Raw genomic sequence first — 18,458 nt, 5'->3', positions numbered from 1 at the left:
TGCGCACCAACGGATTATGAGTCCGCTGCTCTAACCAGGCATGAGCTAGAGGGGCCTAACGATTGCATACTTGCCTGTCACCAAGCCGCTACCCAATCAATTAGCCCGCAATTATTACATAAACCGAAAAACTGTGCCGGGCATTCAATCATTTCTGCAGCCTTTGCTGCCTTCGTTAGCTGACTTGCTGTCTTAACGGTGGTATTGTGGCCGAAAAAATGGGCCGGAGAAGTTGAGTGAATCGAATTAAAGCGTTGGTTTTGGCGTGCGCCTTGGGTATTTCCCCCGCATGGGCGGCTAAAGTTGCACAGTTTTCCCCTCAAGGTACGGTCGCAAAAATCGAAAGTGTGAAGTTGGCTTTCGATACGAACGTAATCGCTTTTGGAGACGGGCAGGCGCCAGCGCCGATGGATGTCGAGTGCGACGATCCTCAACTTCAAGGCCACGGTCGGTGGCTCGATGCCAAGCGTTGGACTTATGTGTTTGAATCGCAGCCAGGGCCTGGTGTCAGTTGCACGGCCAAGATCAGGCCGGACTTTCGCACGTTGGCCAATGAAGCGTTGACTGGCAAAACCAGTTTTGCTTTCCAGACGGGCGGCCCCATAGTGCAGGAAACACGTCCTTATGGTTCGACCATAGACGAGGACCAGGTTTTTGTGCTGCGTTTTAACGGAGACGTTGACGCCAATACCTTGCTTGCCAATACGCATTGTCTGGTCGAAGGGTTGGGCGAGGCCGTACCGGTGCGCTCGATTACGGGTGATGAACGTAAAGGGATTCTGAAGGCGGCTTTTTATTCGCGGGATTCGGCCATGGATACCGCTGCTACGCAATTGCTGCAATGCAAGCGCCGTCTACCGGCCGAGGCGCGGGTTCAATTAAAGGTAGGGCCTGGTGTTGCTGCGTTGTCGCAGGGTCGTGCCGGTGTGGCAAGCAGTAAGGCCGAGCTTTTTGATTACACGGTGCGCGCGCCGTTCAAGGCGGAATTTACTTGTCAACGCGAGAATTCCAGTATGCCTTGCACACCGGTATCGTCGCTAAGCTTGACGTTCTCGGCGCCCATTGCACCTGCCGACGCCGATAAAATTCGTCTGAAAACGCCTTCGCAGGAATTGTCGCGGGCGAAAAACGATGACGATACTTATCAGGGGGGGGTAACGCGGGTCAGCTTCGATGGCCCGTTCCCCGAGCAGGCCGCGTTGACCTTGTCATTGCCGGAAGGTTTGAAGGATGATGCAGGGCGTGTGCTCGTCAATGCGGATCAGTTTCCCCTGACTGTTCAGACGGCGGCTTTCCCGCCGCTGGTCAAGTTCGCTGCCGCTCCATTTGGCGTGGTTGAACGTTTCGCCAATGTATCGAAGGGCGATGACGACTCCAAGGCGCCAGCCAGCGTGCCATTGTCCTTGCGCAATGTGGAAGCGGCCCTTAGCAGTAGCGATTTAGCGATTTCAGCAGGCAAGATCAGCGATTATGTTCCGCAGGACGATGTCGATGTCTTGCATTGGTATGCGCGTGTGCGCAGGCTGAATGAAAGCCGTTGGACGATGGCTCAGGTCAAGGACATCATGGCTGACCGTGAGCCGCGATCCGATAACCAGGACGACATTGACGTGCGTGGTTTTTCGGTCCTTGAAGGGCAGAAGAAGCGGCGTGAACTGACTTTGCCTGGCATCAATGCCGATGATCCCCGGCCTTTCGAAGTGGTGGGTGTGCCAATAGATGAGCCGGGTTTTCATGTGCTCGAAGTAGAGTCCGCCAGGTTGGGCAAGTCGTTGCTGGAATCCGGCAAGCCTATGTATGTGCGGACGACGGCTTTGGTGACTAATCTGGGCGTGCATGTCAAAACCGGGCGCGACGATATGCTGGCGTGGGTCACGACGCTCGATGATGGGAAAGTGGTTCCCGACGCGGCAATTTCTGTGCTGGACTGCTCGGGCAGGCCGGTGGCGCAGGGCAAGACAGATGCGAATGGTATTTGGCATTATCCACAGCCGTTGAGCGTGCCTGATTATTGTTCGGACACAGGGCTGAGCGGCACCTATGTGTCCGCGAGAATTGACAAGGATCATCCCTTGGCGCGCGGGAAAGCGGATTTTTCTTTTGTGTTTTCGGACTGGAACCGCGGCATAGAATCCTGGCGCTTTAATGTGTCGACAGACACAAGCCCGCAGCCTACTGTTGTTGCCCATACGGTTTTTGATCGCACCTTGTTGCGTGCCGGCGAAACGGTGTCGATGAAGCACTTTGTCCGGGTGCAGACCCGCGACGGTCTGGCTTTGCCGACAGATGCGGCGAACTTGCCTGATACGCTGATTATTGAGCATCAAGGTTCGGATCAGCGTTACAAGCAGCCGGTGTCCTGGAAGAAGACGGCGACAGGCGGCTTGTTTGCAGTCAGTAGTCTCGTTATGCCGGAGACCGCCAAGCTGGGTATGTATACGGTGCAACTGACAGATGCCGATAGCCATTGGTATGGCAGTAGCCAGTTTCGCGTCGAGGAATTCAAGTTGCCGTTATTGACGGGGCAATTGAAGATCAGCGATGACAAGGGTGCAGATACCTTGGTGGCGCCTGAAAAGCTCGATGTGGATGTGCAAATTTCGTATGTGTCGGGCGGGCCGGCAGGGCAGTTGCCGGTGCGTGTTTCGGGTGTGCTGAAAGACAGATGGTTAAGTTTTCCGGACTATGAAGATTTTTCTTTCAATCCTCCTGAAGCTTCAGGTGACGAGGGCGATGACGGCGAGTCGGATGCGGGCGCAGGGCAGGACTCAGCCAGCACTGAAAAACAATCGCTTTTTCTAGATAAGCAGGCCATGGTGCTTGACGCGCAAGGGGGCGGGCGCCTGGCGGTGGCATCAGTGCCGGCTATAACGCGGCCGCAGACTTTGTTGCTGGAAGCCAGCTTTGCCGATCCCAATGGTGAAATTCAAACGCTGGCGCAATCGGTGCCAGTGTGGCCGGCAGCCGTGCAGGCTGCGATACGCACAGGTGGTTGGGTGCAGGCGGGCAAGCCGGCCGGCATTAGTGCCCTGGCCCTGGCGCCGTCGGGGGCGCCGCAAGCTAATGTGCCCATGACGATTACTGCGGTGGCTCGCACCACTTACTCTACGCGCAAGCGCATGGTGGGCGGCTTTTACAGTTACGACAATCGCACCGAAACGCGCCAGCTGGGTACGGTATGTGAAGGTAAAACCGATTCGAAAGGGCTATTGGAATGTACGGCCGATTTGAAAGAGGCGGGTTCGATCGAATTGATTGCCACGGCAAAAGATGCGCAAGGCCGGGAATCCAAAGCTCAATCGACGATATGGGTAACGGGGGCAGGCGACTTATGGTTCGGCGGCGACAATGACGACCGCATCGACATAATCCCCGCCAAGAAAAACTGGAAACCTGGGGAAGTGGCGCAATTTCAGGTGCGTATGCCTTTTCGTCATGCCACGGCGCTCGTCGCTGTGGAACGCGAAGGGGTATTGAAGACGCAAGTGGTGACGCTGGATGGCGACGATCCCACCATCAGTATTCCTATTGAAGCGCAATGGGGGCCTAATGTGTATGTGTCCGTATTGGCGTTGCGCGGGCGATTGCACGAGGTGCCTTGGTATTCCTTCTTTACCTGGGGCTGGCAAGAACCCAAGTCTTGGTACAACGCTTTTGTCGAGGCAGGGAAAAGCCAGTTGGCGCCTACGGCGCTTGTCGACTTGGCCAAGCCTTCTTTCCGTTTCGGATTGGCCGAGATAAAGGTGTCCGATGAGCAGGATCAATTAAAGGTAAAAGTCAGTACCGATAAGTCAACCTATCAGCTGCGCTCCAAGGCTGTGGTCAGCGTCGAGGTGACCTTGCCTGATGGCAAGCCGGCTGCCAATGGTACGGTGGCGTTTGCCGCGGTGGACCAGGCCTTGCTGGAACTGGCGCCTAACGAAAGCTGGGATCTGTTGTCGGCCATGCGCCAGTTCCGCAGCTATGGTGTCGAGACCGCCACTGCGCAAATGGAAATTGTCGGGCGCCGGCATTACGGGCGCAAGGCTATGCCGGCAGGTGGCGGGGGCGGCAAGAGTCCCACGCGCGAGCTGTTGGATACGCTGTTGTTATGGCGGGCCGATATTCAGTTGGATGCACAGGGCAAGGCGCAATTCGAAGTGCCGCTGAACGACTCCATCACGCGCTTCAAATTGGTGGCTATTGCCGATTACGGCGTGGGGCGGTTTGGCACCGGTAGCAGCAGTATTGCCAGCATCCAGGACTTGCAAATCATTCCCGGCTTGCCTGCCTTGGTTCGTGAAGGCGATCAGTACCATGCAACGGCGACGGTACGTAATTCTACCCAGCGCGAAATGCGCTTGGACGTGTCAGCGGCTTACGCTGGCAAGGGGGTGCCGTCAGAGTCTCTTGCTGTCCAGTCGGTGGAGCTTGCCGCAGGTGCCGCGCAGACCATCAGTTGGGATGTGCAGGCGCCCGAAAGCAATTTGTGGGCTGAAAAAGAAACGCTGGCCTGGACGTTCGAAGCGCACGAGCAAGGTGCCTCCGCAGCTTCTGACAAGTTGGCTTTCAAGCAAGTATTAACACCGGCAGTGCCCGTGCGCACCCGTCAGGCCACGTTGCTTGCGCTGGATGCGTCTCAGCCGCCCGCAAGCTTGCCTGTATCGGCGCCGCAAGGCGCGCTTGCCGACGCCAATGGCGTGCCGCGCGGCGGATTGCAGGTGCATGTGCAGTCCAGCCTGGCGGGCGGGTTGCCGGGCGTACGCGAGTGGCTGGCGGCATATCCCTATACCTGCCTGGAACAGGTCAGTTCCAAAGCAATAGGCTTGCGCGATGCGTCGCAATGGAAAGAAATCATGCATCGCTTGCCGGATTATCTGGATAGCGATGGCCTGGCCAGTTATTTTCCCGGTGCTCGATACGGCAACGAGGTATTGACTGCGTATTTGCTGACAGCCAGCCACGAGGCGCAGGCCCTGGGCTTGCCGTATGCCATTCCCGAAAACAGTCGTCAGGCCATGACGCGCGGTTTGCTGGCGTTTGTGGAGGGCAAGCTGACGCGCCAACGTTGGGCGCCTCAGAAAGATCTGGATGCGCGTAAGCTGATCGCGCTGGAAGCCTTGTCGCGTTACGGCCTGGTCAAGCCGCGCATGTTAGACAGCATTTCGATAGATCCCAATCGCTGGCCGACGTCGGCCCTGATCGACTGGCTGGCTGTGTTGCAACGCGTGCCTGGCATACCGCAGCAGCAGGCATTGCTGGGGCAGGCCCGTCAGTTGATTCAGGCTCGCTTGCTGGACAGGGGTACGACCGCGGTGTTTGGGGACGAGGCGCAGAATAATTGGTGGTGGTTGATGGTTAGCCCCGAAACCAACCTGGCAAAGCTTATTCTGACAACGGCGGGGCAATCGCAGTGGGACCAGGAGTTGCCGCGTCTGGCGCAGGGTTTGTTAGGGCTTCAACAAAAAGGGGCATGGCGTACTACGACGGCTAACTTGCTGGGAGCCTTGGCTATCGAGAAATTCTCCCAGCATTACGAGGGCACGCCGGTTGCGGGCCAAGTCAAGGCAAGCCTGCTGCTAAGCGGCGTAGAGCAAGGGTTCGAATGGGCTGCGCTCAAGCCCAAGTCTGGCGTGCGTTCGCACGACATGCTGCTGCCGTGGCCAAAGGATGAGGCCGATGTGCTGGCCATTGAGCTGGACGGACAAGGTCGGGCGTGGGCTACGGTCAGCTCGATGGCTGCCGTTCCTGCGGTCAAGCCGATAATGGCGGGATACGATATCAAGCGCAGCATCAAGCCAGTGTCGCAAGCCGTGCCGGGCGTCTGGTCACGAGGGGATGTGTATCGGGTGACCTTGGATATTAACGCCAAGGCGGCGACGACCTGGGCGGTACTGACAGATCCGATACCGGCAGGCGCTACGATACTTGGCAGCGGGCTGGGGCGCGATTCCAGTATTGCCACGCAAACAGAGGCGGATACGGGTTGGTATGGTCCAAGTTTTGTAGAGCGCAGCTTTGAGTCCTATCGTGCTTATTACGAGTATTTGCCGGCAGGTGCGTCGACCATCGAATACACGGTGCGGCTGAATAGCGTGGGTACGTTCCAGTTGCCGCCCACGCGTATGGAAGCAATGTACCAGCCCGATGTTTTTGGCGAGCTGCCCAATACGGACGCGTTCAAGGTCTTGCCGGAAAAGGCGAATTGAATAGACGGCGCAGATGACGACTCTTTTTTATCGTGTAATGGGGCTGGTCTTGCTGGCTGTCGGCTTCCAGGCCGCGGCAGCCAGCCTGCCGTCGTACGAGGAAGTCAAGAGTCGTTATCAAGCCTCGGATATTCTGGTGCTGGATAGCACTGGGCACTTGCTGCAACGGGTACGGACCGATTTCCAGACCAGGCGAGGCCAGTGGATAGCGCTAGGCGATATTTCCGTCGCCTTGCAGCGAGCCGTGATCCGTTCCGAGGATCAGCGCTTTTATGCGCATGAAGGTATAGATTGGCGGGCTATCGCGAGTGCAGGCTGGGGCAATCTGGTTCGTCAACAACACCGGGGCGCCTCTACGCTCAGCATGCAGTTGGCAGGCTTGCTCGATGACGCGCTGCGTCGGGGGCCAAGCGGCCGCAGTCTTGCGCAGAAATTCGATCAGGCGCGGCAGGCCTTGTCTCTGGAAGAAAGCTGGAGCAAGCCGCAAATCCTGGAAGCCTATTTGAATCTCGCTGCGTTCCATGGTGAATTGGTGGGTGTCGATGCCTTATCGCGGGTCTTGTTCCAGAAGCATCCTAGCGGCCTGAATGCACGCGAAGCGGCGTTGGCGGCTGTGTTATTGCGCGGCCCCAATGCTGCCTTGCCCGTATTGCAGCAAAGGGCGTGCGCCTTGTTGACCGAGATGGCGTCGCCGCAGGAATGCCAAGGGCTGGGCGACTTCTTCTATCAAACACTACAACGCAGGTCCGCGCCGTGGGCCGACGCGCAAGGCCTGGCGCCCCATTATGCGCGGCTGGCTGTCGGTCAACTGGCGACGGCCCCTCAGCCCGGGCAATCGCTGCGTACCTCGCTGGACGGCGACTTGCAGCGCTTTGCCCTGCGAAGCGTAGACCGCCATCTGCGAGCGTTAAGTACGTCCAACGTGCGGGATGCCGCGGTGGTGGTACTTGATAATCAAACGGGCAAAATTCTGGCTTATGTGGGTTCATCGGGAGGGCTGTCCGCGGCGTCTCGGGTGGACCATGCGCGCGCTTTGCGCCAGGCGGGTTCTACGCTCAAGCCATTCCTGTATGCGCAAGCCCTTGAGCAACAACGGTTGACTTCGGTATCGTTGATGAACGATGGGCCGTTGAATTTACCCACCGGCAACGGCCTATATATTCCGCAGAACTACGATAAATTTTTTTCTGGCTGGGTCAGCGTGCGAACTGCATTGGCTTCGTCCCTGAATATTCCCGCCGTACGGGCATTGGTGATGGTGACGCCGGATGCCTTTGCACGGCTTCTTGTACGCCTGGGCTTGCCTTTGGATCAGGCCGGGGATTTCTATGGCTATAGCCTGGCGTTGGGAAGTGCCGATGTCACGCTGCTATCGTTAAGCAATGCCTATCGCAGCCTGGCAAATTTGGGGAAGTATTCCCCGCCTCAGTACTTCCAGAAAGCCGCAGAAGCGGCAGAGTGGAAACAAATTATGTCGCCCGCCGCGGCCTGGATCGTGGGGGATATCTTGTCGGATCGCCAGGCTCGTGCCCGCACTTTCGGTCTGGATAGTCCTTTGTCGACCTCTTTCTGGACAGCAGTAAAAACCGGAACCAGCAAAGATATGAGGGATAACTGGTGTGCGGGATGGTCGCAACGCTACACGGTCGGCGTATGGGTGGGAAATAGTGCGGGCGCCAGTATGCATGATGTGTCAGGCGTTTCGGGGGCGGGGCCGATATGGCATGACATCATGGCATACCTGCACAGACGGGCCGACAGCAATCAGTCGCCAGCGCCGGCCGATGTAGGCAGCACTATGGTCAGCTTTCAGGGTGATATCGAGCCGTCCCGCGAAGATTTCTTCATCGGCGATACGATGCTGTCCCACGTCCAGCTGGCGCAGGACAGCGTGCTTGAAGGACACGGCGTTCCGCGTATTGTTGCGCCAGTGCCGGGCACCATACTTGCACTGGACCCCGATATTCCTCGTGATAAACAGCAACTCGGACTGTTGGCGGGCAACCTGGCCGCGGGCAGGCCAGAACGGGTATCGTGGCGTATTGGCGAACGTATTTTGGGTTATGGAGCCCATGCCCGTTGGGCGCCATGGCCCGGGCGGCACCATATTCAATTGCTGGATGAGCAGGGCGTGGTGCTGGACAAAGTTGATATTGAAGTGCGGGCGATAAATGTCAAATAAATTTTCTTGGTACTGCTTCCAACAAATTGACAGAGTTTGACTTAACTTCGCTCGTCTACCTGTTAAACTTTTCCCCTGTTGAAATAAAATGTTTGGGGGAGTTTCCATGAAAGCTATTCGTACGCTCGGCCGTATCCTGGTTCCTGCCAGTTTGATATTGTTGGCAGCATGCCAGACTTTACCGGGCGATAAGAAGGTCAGCCAAGAGCCTGGTGTGGCCACTGCCCCAAAACCAGAAACTAATCTACAGGCTCAACGCCAAGGCGCGCCTGTTGCGGTGTTTCTTGCTGACACCACCCTGCAGTCCGGGTGGACACCTGTCGGCCTTGAGTCTGGCACGCTTTACGTCAATCCGCAGCCTATCATTACCAGGGCTGACCTAACCGGTATCCAGGCAGGCTCCAATAAGCAGGGCGAAGGCTTGCTGGCATTGGAACTGAACGACGATGGCAAAAAGAAGATTTCCGACGCGACTACCAAGAACCCCAATAAACGCTTGGCCTTGGTCGTTGGGCGCACCATGATGGCAGCGCCAGGTTATTCCGTGCCTGTTACTAGTGCGCAGTTGGTATTTGCCGTGGGCACTGAAGAAAACGCCACGGCTGCTGCACGCGCTATTGCAGGTGCCCAGAATGGTGCTGCTCCAGCGGCCGGTGCGGCCCCAGCAAATGGCACCAGTACGCAGGGCACGCAAGGTACGACAGGCTCCGGCACTCAGTAATTCAGCATCTGTTCTTTTAGGCGGACGCTGATTCAGATTGGGCAAAACGGCACCTTTAGTGGTGCCGTTTTAGCCTGTCTGTCACGCAGTATCATAGGCAAGTGTTGACTTGAGCGGGCGGTAGAAAACAATGAATAACAATCGAACCGATCATTTTCCTGCGCTTCAGTCTCTGGCTTCGACGCTGACTTTGGGGTTCAAGTTCTTTGCGTGGATCAACGGCTTGGGGGTCATTGCCACACTGTTGGTGGGCATGGGCGTCATCACTACCGATCTGGCGCCGCAATGGTTGCGATTGCCTTTGGCTGCCTTTCTAGGCGGGCTGACACTGGCCGCCTTGGGCCTGCTTTGGTCCTATCCCACACAAGCGAGTTTGTTGAATCAGTTGATTGCGGGCCGAACGCGCCGTACCCACTGGATTCCTTTGTTTTGCACCATGGTGGCCTATTCCCTGGCGCTGCTGGCCTTTGTTTTTGGCTGCTGGCTGCTTTTAGGCTTGGTGAGCGTCGTGTACCAAAGCCCTGAAAGCGCGTCGTCTGAGGATGACATGGAGATGGCGCCATTCGAGCAATTCGGTGAAGCGCAAGAATTCACCTATGACGGCAAAGAAAATACAGTTCAATTCTTTTGAAGCCATGGATATCCCTGTCGACGCGAACTTGTTGTATTTTGTCGGCACACTTTAGTAAAAGCTCGTCAAGACAGGTCAATCAAAATAAAATGTACGCTTTGCGTATATAAGTTTAGGATCTCATCATGACAGTCTCGCAACAGGTGTTTCTTCGCGACGCCATGCGCCGCTTAAATCTGACTCGCGATATTTTCGCAGTGCGTATTGGCGTCAAGCGCAGAGCGCTTGATACTTGGCTGTTGCCAGAAGGGTCCCAAGAATTTCGGGCGATGCCGGAAGTGGTTAACCGTTTCGTCACCGAAATTGTCGAAAACGAAGGCTTATTGCAAAAGTATGCGCAAAGCGCACAGTCGGGCCCTTTGCGCGATCGAATCGCCGCCGACGGTAAACATCAGCTTTTATCAGTGGACCAGTTCACGCGCGAATCGGTAGAAGAGCTATTCCGCATTGCCGACCAAATGCAGCCTATCGCTCGTCGTCAAAAGGTGTCTCGCGTTCTGGAAGGCGCAGTATTGGGGAATCTGTTTTTCGAAGCCAGCACGCGAACTCGTGTCAGTTTTGGCGCGGCATTTTGCCGGTTGGGCGGCTCGGTGTGTGATACCACCGGATTCACTTTTTCGTCGATGGCAAAGGGCGAGTCCATTTACGATACCAGCCGGGTCATGAGCGGCTATGTCGATGCGATGGTGATCAGGCATCCTGAAAAAGGTTCTGTAGCGGAATTTGCCCAAGCGACCAATATTCCGGTGGTGAATGGCGGCGACGGCCCCGGCGAGCACCCGAGCCAAGCCTTGCTGGACTTGTACACTATACTGACCGAGTTCTCCCGGCTGGGCAAATTGCTGGATGGTGCGCATATTGCGTTGGTCGGCGATCTGAAATACGGCCGGACCGTGCACTCCCTGATAAAGCTGCTGGCGTTGTACCGCGGCTTGAAGTTCACATTGATATCGCCGCGCGGGCTGGAAATGCCGCAATATATCTTGGAGCAGACCGGAAAGCACGGCCATGTCATCCAGCAAACCAATTCTCTGGAAGAAGGCCTGGTTGGCGCGGATGTCATTTACGCGACGCGGGTGCAGAAAGAACGTTTCTCTGCAGAAGATCTGGAAGGCTATACGCCCGACTTCCAGGTAAACAAAGCCATTATCGACAAGTGCTGCGGGCCTGACGTTATCGTCATGCACCCATTGCCGCGCGACAGCCGCGAAGGGGCCAACGACCTTAGCGTTGACTTGAATCACGATTCCCGCCTGGCTATATTCCGGCAGACCGATAACGGCATTCCGGTGCGCATGGCCATTTTTGCGGTGTTGCTAGGCGTCGAAAGCCTGGTGCAGCATTCGCTGCGCGATGTTACCTGGAGTCCACCTTCGCACATCGGCCCCGACGACAGCGTCTTCCACGGCATGGATTAAGGGGGCTGCGCGTTGTGACAGAGCCGGCCCCGTTCGCGCGGGCCGGCTTCGTCCGACTTAGGTTTTTTCGCCGCCCAGGGCTTCTACCAGATCGGTGATCAGGCGCGCGAGTTCACCTGTCATCAGGGTGAAGTCTGAATCGAACTGTTCATCGTCATTGTGGGAGGTGCTGTCCTGACCTTCCTTCAGAACGTCCAGCGGATTCACCCGCTTGACGTCCAGGCCGTCCGTCAACGTGAACGAAACGCGATCGGCCCAGGTCATCGCCAGGCGTGTGCATTGCTTGCCGGCTTGTACATGCTTGCGTACATCGTCGATTTCTATACTTTGGCGCACATAGCGCACTGCAGCACCGCTTTCGCTGGTCGAGCGCAGCTCGGTGTCCTGGTCGATGCTGAATCCTGATGGCGGTTCATCGCTGATGAGCCAATTGGTCATGGCCGCAGCGGGCGATTCAGCTACGTACAGTGGCGAAATTGGGAACGAATCAATGGCCTTGGCAAGCATGCCCAACACTTCATCGCTTTTGGCGGCTGCGGCGGCATCGATAACCAGCCAGTGGTTGCGGGTATCTATCCAGACGCGGGTATCACGATAAATGCTGAATGCCTTGGGCATCAGTTCGTCGGTAACCTGTTCCTTGATTTCCTTCATCTGCTTGCGGCCGGGCTTGAAGCCTTGCTGCTCTTCGATGTCTTGCGCCTTGGCTTTTGCCACCTGATTGATGACGGTGGTGGGCAGCAACTTTTTGTCTGCCCGCAAGCTAAGCAGAAACTGGCCGTCCAGCGCGTGCACCAGGCCGCTGTTTTCACGCGGGGGCACCCATCCGAGGCTTTGCATTTCCTGGCTGCCGCTAGGCTGGAAGGCTTGCTTTTCAATAGCGGCTTCCAGAGAGTCCGCAGTGCATGACCAGGAAGGGGCCAGACGAAATATCCTGAGATTCTTGAACCACATATTTGATGTCTTCTTGAGTTGTCGGCATGTTTAATACGCTGTGCATGGCAAGCGTGAGCCGGTAAAGAGTAGGGAGCGACGATTGTAAGCCCATTTCCCGCGCGAAAAAAAATGGCCCGAAGTGCCTAAGCACCGGGCCATTAGGGGGAACACACACTGTTGCGCATAAAACGGCTCGTGGGGCGCGCAACAGTGGTGATAGAAAGAACCCGCTTGCTTTGCCAAACCGGGGGATCAGACGTTTGACAAAGGAAAACGCTAATGCTTTCTATACATCGATTTTAGCTGGCCAGCCTGACGTTGCGCTGAACCAGCGTGTTTCGGGTTTGCTTGTCAGGCATTGATGTCGTTGCCTTTAGTTTCCTTTACGAACAATACGCCAATAACCAGAGTCATGGATGCGATGATGATGGGATACCACAAGCCGTCGTAAATATTCCCGGTTGCGGCGACCACAGCAAAGGCGACCGGTGGAAGGAAACCGCCAAACCAGCCATTACCAATGTGATACGGCATGCTCATTGAGGTATAGCGGATGCGGGTCGGGAACATTTCCACCAGCATGGCTGCAATAGGGCCATAGACCATCGTGACGAGTATCACCAGGAAGGTCAGCAAGGCTACCACCATGACATAGTTGATTTGCGATGGATCGGCTTTGGCCGGGTAGCCGTGGCTGCGTATGGCTTCCGTCAGGGATTTCTTCAGCTCAGCCGATTTTGCAGTGAAGTCGGCTTTGCTTAGCTTCTGGCCTTCGAACGAGATGAATTCGTCGTTGCCTATCTTGGCTTTGGCTATGGCCCCTGCAGGTGCCTTTTCGTTGTTGTAGTTCACCGCGTTGCTGGCCATGAAGGCCTTCAAGACGTCGCAGGAACTGGTGAACGACGACACGCCTACGGGATTGAACTGGAAGGAGCAGGCGGCTGGATCTGCAATAATGGTTACCGGTGCCGAGGCCTGTGCGGTTTCCAGCGCGGGGTTGGCAAAGTGGGTAATGGCTTTGAAAACAGGGAAGTAGCTTAGCGCGGCAATCAGGCAGCCGGCCATGATGATGGGCTTGCGGCCAATACGGTCAGACAGGGCGCCAAACACAACGAAGAACGGCGTGCCGATAAGCAGCGCCAGCGCAATCATAATGTTGGCTGAATTGGCCTCGATGGCCAGGGTTTTGGTAAGGAAGAATAAGGCATAGAACTGGCCTGTATACCAGACCACGGCTTGTCCGGCAGCCAAGCCGAACAAGGCGAGCAGCACCAGTTTAAGGTTGCTCCATTTCCCGAACGATTCGGTGATTGGTGCTTTTGAGCCCGTGCCTTCCGCTTTCATTTTCTTGAATGCGGGTGATTCGTTAAGTTGCATCCGTATCCATACCGAAATGCCCAGCAGCACGACGGAGATCAGGAATGGAATGCGCCAGCCCCAGTCCAGGAAGGCTTCTTCGCCCATGGCGGTGCGTATGCCCAGGATAATCAGCAAAGACAGGAACAGCCCCATGGTGGCGGTGGTCTGGATCCAGCTTGTATAGAACCCGCGGCGATTCTGCGGAGCATGTTCGGCCACATAGGTAGCGGCGCCGCCGTACTCCCCGCCCAACGCCAGGCCTTGCAGCATGCGCAACCCGATCAGAATGATTGGAGCCGCCATGCCTATCGAGGCATAGGATGGCAGGACACCCACCAGAAAGGTCGACATCCCCATGATAAGAATGGTGATGAGAAATGTATATTTGCGCCCGACCAGGTCGCCCAGACGGCCGAACACCAACGCGCCGAATGGCCTTACGGCAAAACCTGCGGCGAACGCCAGCAAAGCAAAGATAAAGCCGGCTGTAGGATTGACGCCCGAAAAGAAGTGGGCGGCAATAATAGTGGCCAGCGAACCATACAGATAAAAGTCGTACCACTCGAATACCGTACCCAGCGACGAGGCGAAAATAACTTTTCGTTCCTCTGGTGTCATGGGGCGGTTGGTGGCATCCGGCGCGCCTGCCTGGATGCCCGCCAGCGGGGCGCCCGGCTGACCGGCGCTTGTGGTTGTGCTCATGAATGTCTCCTTCCTAGGATTGGCCTGCAACAGGTCCGGGTTTTTATCCTGTTTACGCTGCGCAAATCAGGTAGAGCATAAATTATGGTATGAGGCTGACATCAAACTTACGGACAGTTGAATAAAGTGGTTTTTTTAATGAAAGTTTGATGGAGGCAGGGTGATGCATGCGTGAAAGTCAGGTGGGCCAGCTTGCTGTGCCGGCTTCTTTTAGGCGGGCAAACGTAACGCGCAGGCAGGTGCCCCCAGCAATGCCTTTGCGGCTACTTGTCGGCATGAAATTGACGCCTGCGTGGTGTTGTTCCGCAATTTCTTTTACGATAGACAGGCCCAGCCCGCTACCGTCTACAGACGTGCCCAGCGTGCGAAAAAAACGATCAAAAACGCGGTCTTGGTCTGCCGGTGCAATGCCAGGGCCGGCGTCTTCAACCTCCAGATAGGCAGATAAGGCATCGCCGCCGACTCGTACCGTTACCCATCCTTGTCCTGGCGTGTAAAGCAAGGCATTGTCGATAAGGTTGCTAAGCAACTCGGTCAGCATCAGGCTATTGCCTGCAACATGCATAGGCGTCAGCGCGCGCTCAAAACCCAGGTCTATGTTTTTCGACAGGGCGGAATCGACCCACGCCAGAGTCGCTTGCTCTGCCATGTCATTGAGCTCAACCACGTTGGACAGCGGTCGAATGGATTCGTCGGCGCTTTCTGCTCTGGCCAGTGCCAGTAATTGATTGACCAGGCGGGTAGCGCGTTCGGATCCGCGAACCAACTGTTCGAGACTGGCATTCATTTTCTCTGGGCTGCGCTCCCGCAGGGCAAGCTCTGCCTGAGTGCGCATACCGGCGAGGGGCGTTTTCAACTGATGCGCAGCGTTGGCAACAAACCGTCTCTGTGTTTCATTGGCAGATGCCAGCCGCGTCAGCAGGCTGTTCATGGCTGCCACCAAAGGAACAATTTCAGCCGGCGCCAGGTCGTCGCTGATCGGCGACATATCGTTGGTTCGCCGCGCTCGTATGCGTTCTTGCAGCAGGTTAAGGGGTTCGAGGCCCTGTGTAAGGCCCAGGCCGGCTAATAAAGCGGCCAATGGAAGGACGATCAATTGGGGGGTGAGCATGCCGGTCAGGATTTCCTGCTGTAGCGTGGCGCGCATTTCATTGGACTGGGCAACGACTGTCAGAAAGCCCAGGTTGTTCAGATCCTGCCCGCCCCATATATACGCCACGCGCACACTTTGACCGTTTAGGGTTTCATTGCGAAAACGAATGATGTCGTTCTCGTAAGTCCAGTTATCGGGCAAGGGAATGCTGGCATTTCCGCCGATCGAATTTGCATTGGCATCCTGGATTTCCCAGTGGATAAGGTGCGTCGGGTCACCCTGCAATATGGTAATGGCCGAGGCGGAAAGCTCTACGCCCTCGACGATTTTTTGTTGTTGGATTTCGTGCTTGAGCATGCGCAGGTGGTCGGCCAAAGTGCGGTCATAGGGCGCATTGGCGATATTCTGTGCAATGAAATAAGTGATGAGCAATCCTATGGTCCACAGCAAAAACAGTGGGCCGAACATCCAGATCATTATCTTGTTCAATAATGCCTGATTGCGTTTTTTTCGTCGCAGCCGTTGAAGGAAAGGAACTCGGGCTCGGAGGCCTGCATTGCCTTCCTGCGGGGAAGATGGCGGATTCAACATTCAGGATGCCGCGACGCCTGGGTCAGGCAGGGACGGAGTCGTTGCGGTTTTCGGCTTCCAGGCAGTATCCCAGGCCACGCACCGTTACGATTTTGGCGCCACTAGGTTCCAGCTTCTTGCGCAGACGGTGAATATAGACTTCGATGGCGTTGGGTGTGACTTCTTCACCCCATTCGCACAGCAAGTCGACGAACTGATGCTTGCTGATCATGCGGCCGCAGCGGGAAAGGAAGATTTCCAACAGACTGGTTTCACGTGCTGAAAGCTCTAGCGGTTGATCGTCGATCCGGGCTATGCGCCCGTTAAGGTCAAAGCTTAAGCGCTTGTACTTGAGCAGGGTAGTGCTATTGCCAGAGCTGCGTCGCGTAAGCGCCCGTACGCGCGCTTCTAGTTCGCTGAGCGCAAAGGGCTTGGCCATATAATCGTCTGCCCCCAGATCCAGTCCTTTTACACGTTGTTCGACGGTGTCGGCTGCCGTTAAAATAAGGACGGGCAACGGCGTATTGCGTTGACGCAGCAAGCGTAATACACCCAGGCCGTGCATCAGGGGCAAGTCCAGATCCAGGATCAACAGGTCGAAACTTTGCAATTGCAGCGCGGAGTCAGCGCTGGAACCGTCTGCCACCACGTCGACGGCATAGCCGTCGTACCGCAGTGAACGGGAAAGTCCATCGGCAAGAATACTGTCGTCCTCGGCAATTAGAATGCGCATGTCAGTCGATATTGGTCTTGGCGTACAAGGAGATTTCTATTCTGACATGTGCAGTTGGAGCTGAATAGTCAGGGATTACGATGTGGTTTGCTGGATATCTGTTTATTTATACAGTACAATTTGATGCAATAATTCACCTCATTCCAAGCGCTGTGCCACCGCGCTTTAATTCGTTATCGCTTTAGTCAAGGACCCTACATGGACGACAAAAACAGCAAAGCCGCTTCCGAGCGCGCCAAAGCACTGGCTGCCGCCTTATCCCAAATCGACAAGCAATTCGGTAAAGGCTCGGTCATGCGCTATGGCGACGACAAGGTCGAACACGATATCCTTGTTTGTTCCACAGGGTCGTTGGGGCTGGATATCGCCTTAGGCGTCGGCGGTTTGCCACGTGGCCGTGTCATCGAAGTCTACGGCCCTGAATCGTCTGGTAAAACCACGCTTACCCTGCAAGTCATCGCCGAAATGCAAAAAATCGGTGGTACCTGCGCGTTTATCGATGCCGAACACGCGCTCGACGTTCAATATGCCTCCAAGCTAGGCGTCAATCTGAACGACTTGCTTATTTCGCAGCCCGATACCGGCGAACAAGCCCTGGAAATCACCGATGCGCTCGTGCGCTCGGGTTCGGTCGACCTTATTGTCATCGACTCGGTCGCAGCGCTAGTGCCAAAGGCCGAAATCGAAGGCGACATGGGTGATTCCTTGCCCGGCCTGCAGGCTCGCCTCATGAGCCAGGCTCTGCGCAAACTGACCGCCAACATCAAGCGCGCCAATTGCATGGTTATCTTCATTAACCAAATTCGCATGAAAATTGGCGTCATGTTCGGTAATCCCGAAACCACCACAGGCGGTAATGCGCTCAAGTTCTATGCTTCGGTTCGGCTCGACATTCGTCGCATCGGCGCCATTAAAAAGGGTGATGAAGTGGTGGGTAACGAAACCCGCGTCAAGGTAGTTAAAAACAAAGTGGCGCCGCCATTCAAGCAGGCCGAATTCGACATCATGTACGGCGCCGGCATTTCGCGTGAGGGCGAAATCATTGATCTGGGCGTGCAAGCTGGCATCGTCGACAAGGCCGGTGCGTGGTTCAGCTACAGCGGTACGCGTATCGGACAGGGTAAGGACAACGTTCGCGAATACCTCAAAGAGCATCCAGAAATGGCGTTCGAGATCGAAAACCGCGTTCGTGAACAGCTTGGCGTCATCGCACAGGCAGCGTCTACGGTTAGCAAGCCGGCTGCAGCGGAAGCTCCAGAAGCCCTCGGCGACGAATAAGCGCTGGCTTCAAGGTTAAGCATGCATTCCGAAGGCGACGATTTCGAAACGCTATCCACCACGGATACCGAAGACGTTCGCCCGAAGAAAGCAGGGCCAAGCCTGAAAGCCCGGGCCATTGCCATTCTTTCCAGGCGCGAGCATTCGCGCCTGGAATTGCAGCGCAAGCTCGCAGCCCATGCAAGCGATGCTGACGAGCTTGAAAAATTACTTGACGATCTTGAACGCGAAAACTGGCTGTCGAATCAGCGTTTCGCTCAAAGCTTGGTAAACCGACGCGCATCGCGTCACGGATCCAGCCGTATTGTCCAAGAGCTTAGGCAGCATGGCCTGGCCGACGAGGCCATTGCCGACATAAACGAAAAACTGCGCAGCACTGAAGTTGAACGCGCCCGCGTCGTTTGGGAAAAGAAATTCGGCCAGGCGCCGGAGGATGCCAAAAGCTACGCCAAGCAGTTTCGGTTCCTGGCTTCCAGGGGTTTCTCGGCCGAATGCTTACGTCGAATTTTGGGTGATTTACCGGACGAATAGCTGATGTTGTCGGTGCGATGAACTCTTCCTTTTTGTGGCTGTTCTATCTGCATTCTTGTGACGGTATAGCGAGGCCTCTTTTTTGTGGCTGTTCTATTTGCATTCTTGTGACGGCG

Annotated in this window: 11 protein-coding genes; 7 read left to right on the top strand and 4 right to left on the bottom strand. The window is 56.0% G+C overall.

What is annotated here, in order from left to right; genetic code table 11:
* Positions 1 to 236 precede the first annotated feature (236 nt).
* From ABWO67_RS12760 to ABWO67_RS12740, 5 genes are all read left to right on the top strand, one after another.
* Entirely contained in the window at positions 237 to 6,188 is a 5,952-nt protein-coding gene (locus ABWO67_RS12760; RefSeq protein WP_353152096.1) for an alpha-2-macroglobulin family protein, read from the top strand.
* Between the two features lie 13 nt (positions 6,189 to 6,201).
* Positions 6,202 to 8,370: a penicillin-binding protein 1C gene (gene pbpC, locus ABWO67_RS12755; protein ID WP_353152095.1), complete on the top strand. Its 2,169-nt coding sequence runs from the start codon at positions 6,202 to 6,204 to the stop codon at positions 8,368 to 8,370.
* A gap of 106 nt (positions 8,371 to 8,476) precedes the next feature.
* A complete protein-coding gene (locus ABWO67_RS12750; RefSeq protein ID WP_353152094.1) occupies positions 8,477 to 9,091 on the top strand; it encodes a SecDF P1 head subdomain-containing protein in 615 nt (204 codons plus the stop codon).
* Positions 9,092 to 9,221: 130 nt separating this feature from the next.
* Entirely contained in the window at positions 9,222 to 9,722 is a 501-nt protein-coding gene (locus tag ABWO67_RS12745) for a hypothetical protein (protein WP_353152093.1), read from the top strand.
* A 125-nt stretch (positions 9,723 to 9,847) separates the two neighbouring features.
* On the top strand, positions 9,848 to 11,140 hold the full coding sequence (locus ABWO67_RS12740; protein ID WP_353152092.1) for an aspartate carbamoyltransferase: 1,293 nt from the start codon (positions 9,848 to 9,850) through the stop codon (positions 11,138 to 11,140).
* 57 nt (positions 11,141 to 11,197) lie between these two features.
* On the opposite strand, the gene ABWO67_RS12735 is transcribed toward ABWO67_RS12740, so the two are convergent.
* The 4 genes from ABWO67_RS12735 to ABWO67_RS12720 form a co-directional block, all read right to left on the bottom strand.
* Complete coding sequence (locus ABWO67_RS12735) at positions 11,198 to 12,094, bottom strand: recombination-associated protein RdgC (RefSeq protein WP_353152091.1); 897 nt, start codon at positions 12,092 to 12,094, stop codon at positions 11,198 to 11,200.
* 333 nt (positions 12,095 to 12,427) lie between these two features.
* On the bottom strand, positions 12,428 to 14,137 hold the full coding sequence (locus ABWO67_RS12730) for an MFS transporter (protein WP_502930012.1): 1,710 nt from the start codon (positions 14,135 to 14,137) through the stop codon (positions 12,428 to 12,430).
* A 178-nt stretch (positions 14,138 to 14,315) separates the two neighbouring features.
* On the bottom strand, positions 14,316 to 15,707 hold the full coding sequence (locus tag ABWO67_RS12725) for a sensor histidine kinase (RefSeq protein ID WP_353152090.1): 1,392 nt from the start codon (positions 15,705 to 15,707) through the stop codon (positions 14,316 to 14,318).
* A 136-nt stretch (positions 15,708 to 15,843) separates the two neighbouring features.
* Positions 15,844 to 16,533: a response regulator gene (locus ABWO67_RS12720; protein WP_353152089.1), complete on the bottom strand. Its 690-nt coding sequence runs from the start codon at positions 16,531 to 16,533 to the stop codon at positions 15,844 to 15,846.
* Positions 16,534 to 16,731: 198 nt separating this feature from the next.
* Between ABWO67_RS12720 and recA the strand changes: the two genes are divergently transcribed.
* Complete coding sequence (gene recA, locus ABWO67_RS12715) at positions 16,732 to 17,811, top strand: recombinase RecA (RefSeq protein ID WP_353152088.1); 1,080 nt, start codon at positions 16,732 to 16,734, stop codon at positions 17,809 to 17,811.
* A 21-nt stretch (positions 17,812 to 17,832) separates the two neighbouring features.
* On the top strand, positions 17,833 to 18,342 hold the full coding sequence (gene recX / locus ABWO67_RS12710) for a recombination regulator RecX (protein ID WP_353152087.1): 510 nt from the start codon (positions 17,833 to 17,835) through the stop codon (positions 18,340 to 18,342).
* The last annotated feature ends 116 nt before the right edge of the window (positions 18,343 to 18,458 follow it).

It is taken from the genome of Pollutimonas bauzanensis (genome assembly GCF_040393045.1).
Lineage (GTDB): Bacteria > Pseudomonadota > Gammaproteobacteria > Burkholderiales > Burkholderiaceae_B > Pollutimonas > Pollutimonas bauzanensis_A.
This window is presented reverse-complemented; position numbering and strand designations above follow the sequence as displayed.

What these genes read in the sequence shown, in the direction of transcription:
- pbpC (WP_353152095.1), top strand. Translation starts at nt 6,202, where the DNA reads ATGACGACTCTTTTTTATCGTGTAATGGGGCTGGTCTTGCTGGCTGTC.
- ABWO67_RS12750 (WP_353152094.1), top strand. Translation starts at nt 8,477, where the DNA reads ATGAAAGCTATTCGTACGCTCGGCCGTATCCTGGTTCCTGCCAGTTTG.
- ABWO67_RS12745 (WP_353152093.1), top strand. Translation starts at nt 9,222, where the DNA reads ATGAATAACAATCGAACCGATCATTTTCCTGCGCTTCAGTCTCTGGCT.
- ABWO67_RS12740 (WP_353152092.1), top strand. Translation starts at nt 9,848, where the DNA reads ATGACAGTCTCGCAACAGGTGTTTCTTCGCGACGCCATGCGCCGCTTA.
- ABWO67_RS12735 (WP_353152091.1), bottom strand. Translation starts at nt 12,094, where the DNA reads ATGTGGTTCAAGAATCTCAGGATATTTCGTCTGGCCCCTTCCTGGTCA.
- ABWO67_RS12730 (WP_502930012.1), bottom strand. Translation starts at nt 14,137, where the DNA reads ATGAGCACAACCACAAGCGCCGGTCAGCCGGGCGCCCCGCTGGCGGGC.
- ABWO67_RS12725 (WP_353152090.1), bottom strand. Translation starts at nt 15,707, where the DNA reads ATGATCTGGATGTTCGGCCCACTGTTTTTGCTGTGGACCATAGGATTG.
- ABWO67_RS12720 (WP_353152089.1), bottom strand. Translation starts at nt 16,533, where the DNA reads ATGCGCATTCTAATTGCCGAGGACGACAGTATTCTTGCCGATGGACTT.
- recA (WP_353152088.1), top strand. Translation starts at nt 16,732, where the DNA reads ATGGACGACAAAAACAGCAAAGCCGCTTCCGAGCGCGCCAAAGCACTG.
- recX (WP_353152087.1), top strand. Translation starts at nt 17,833, where the DNA reads ATGCATTCCGAAGGCGACGATTTCGAAACGCTATCCACCACGGATACC.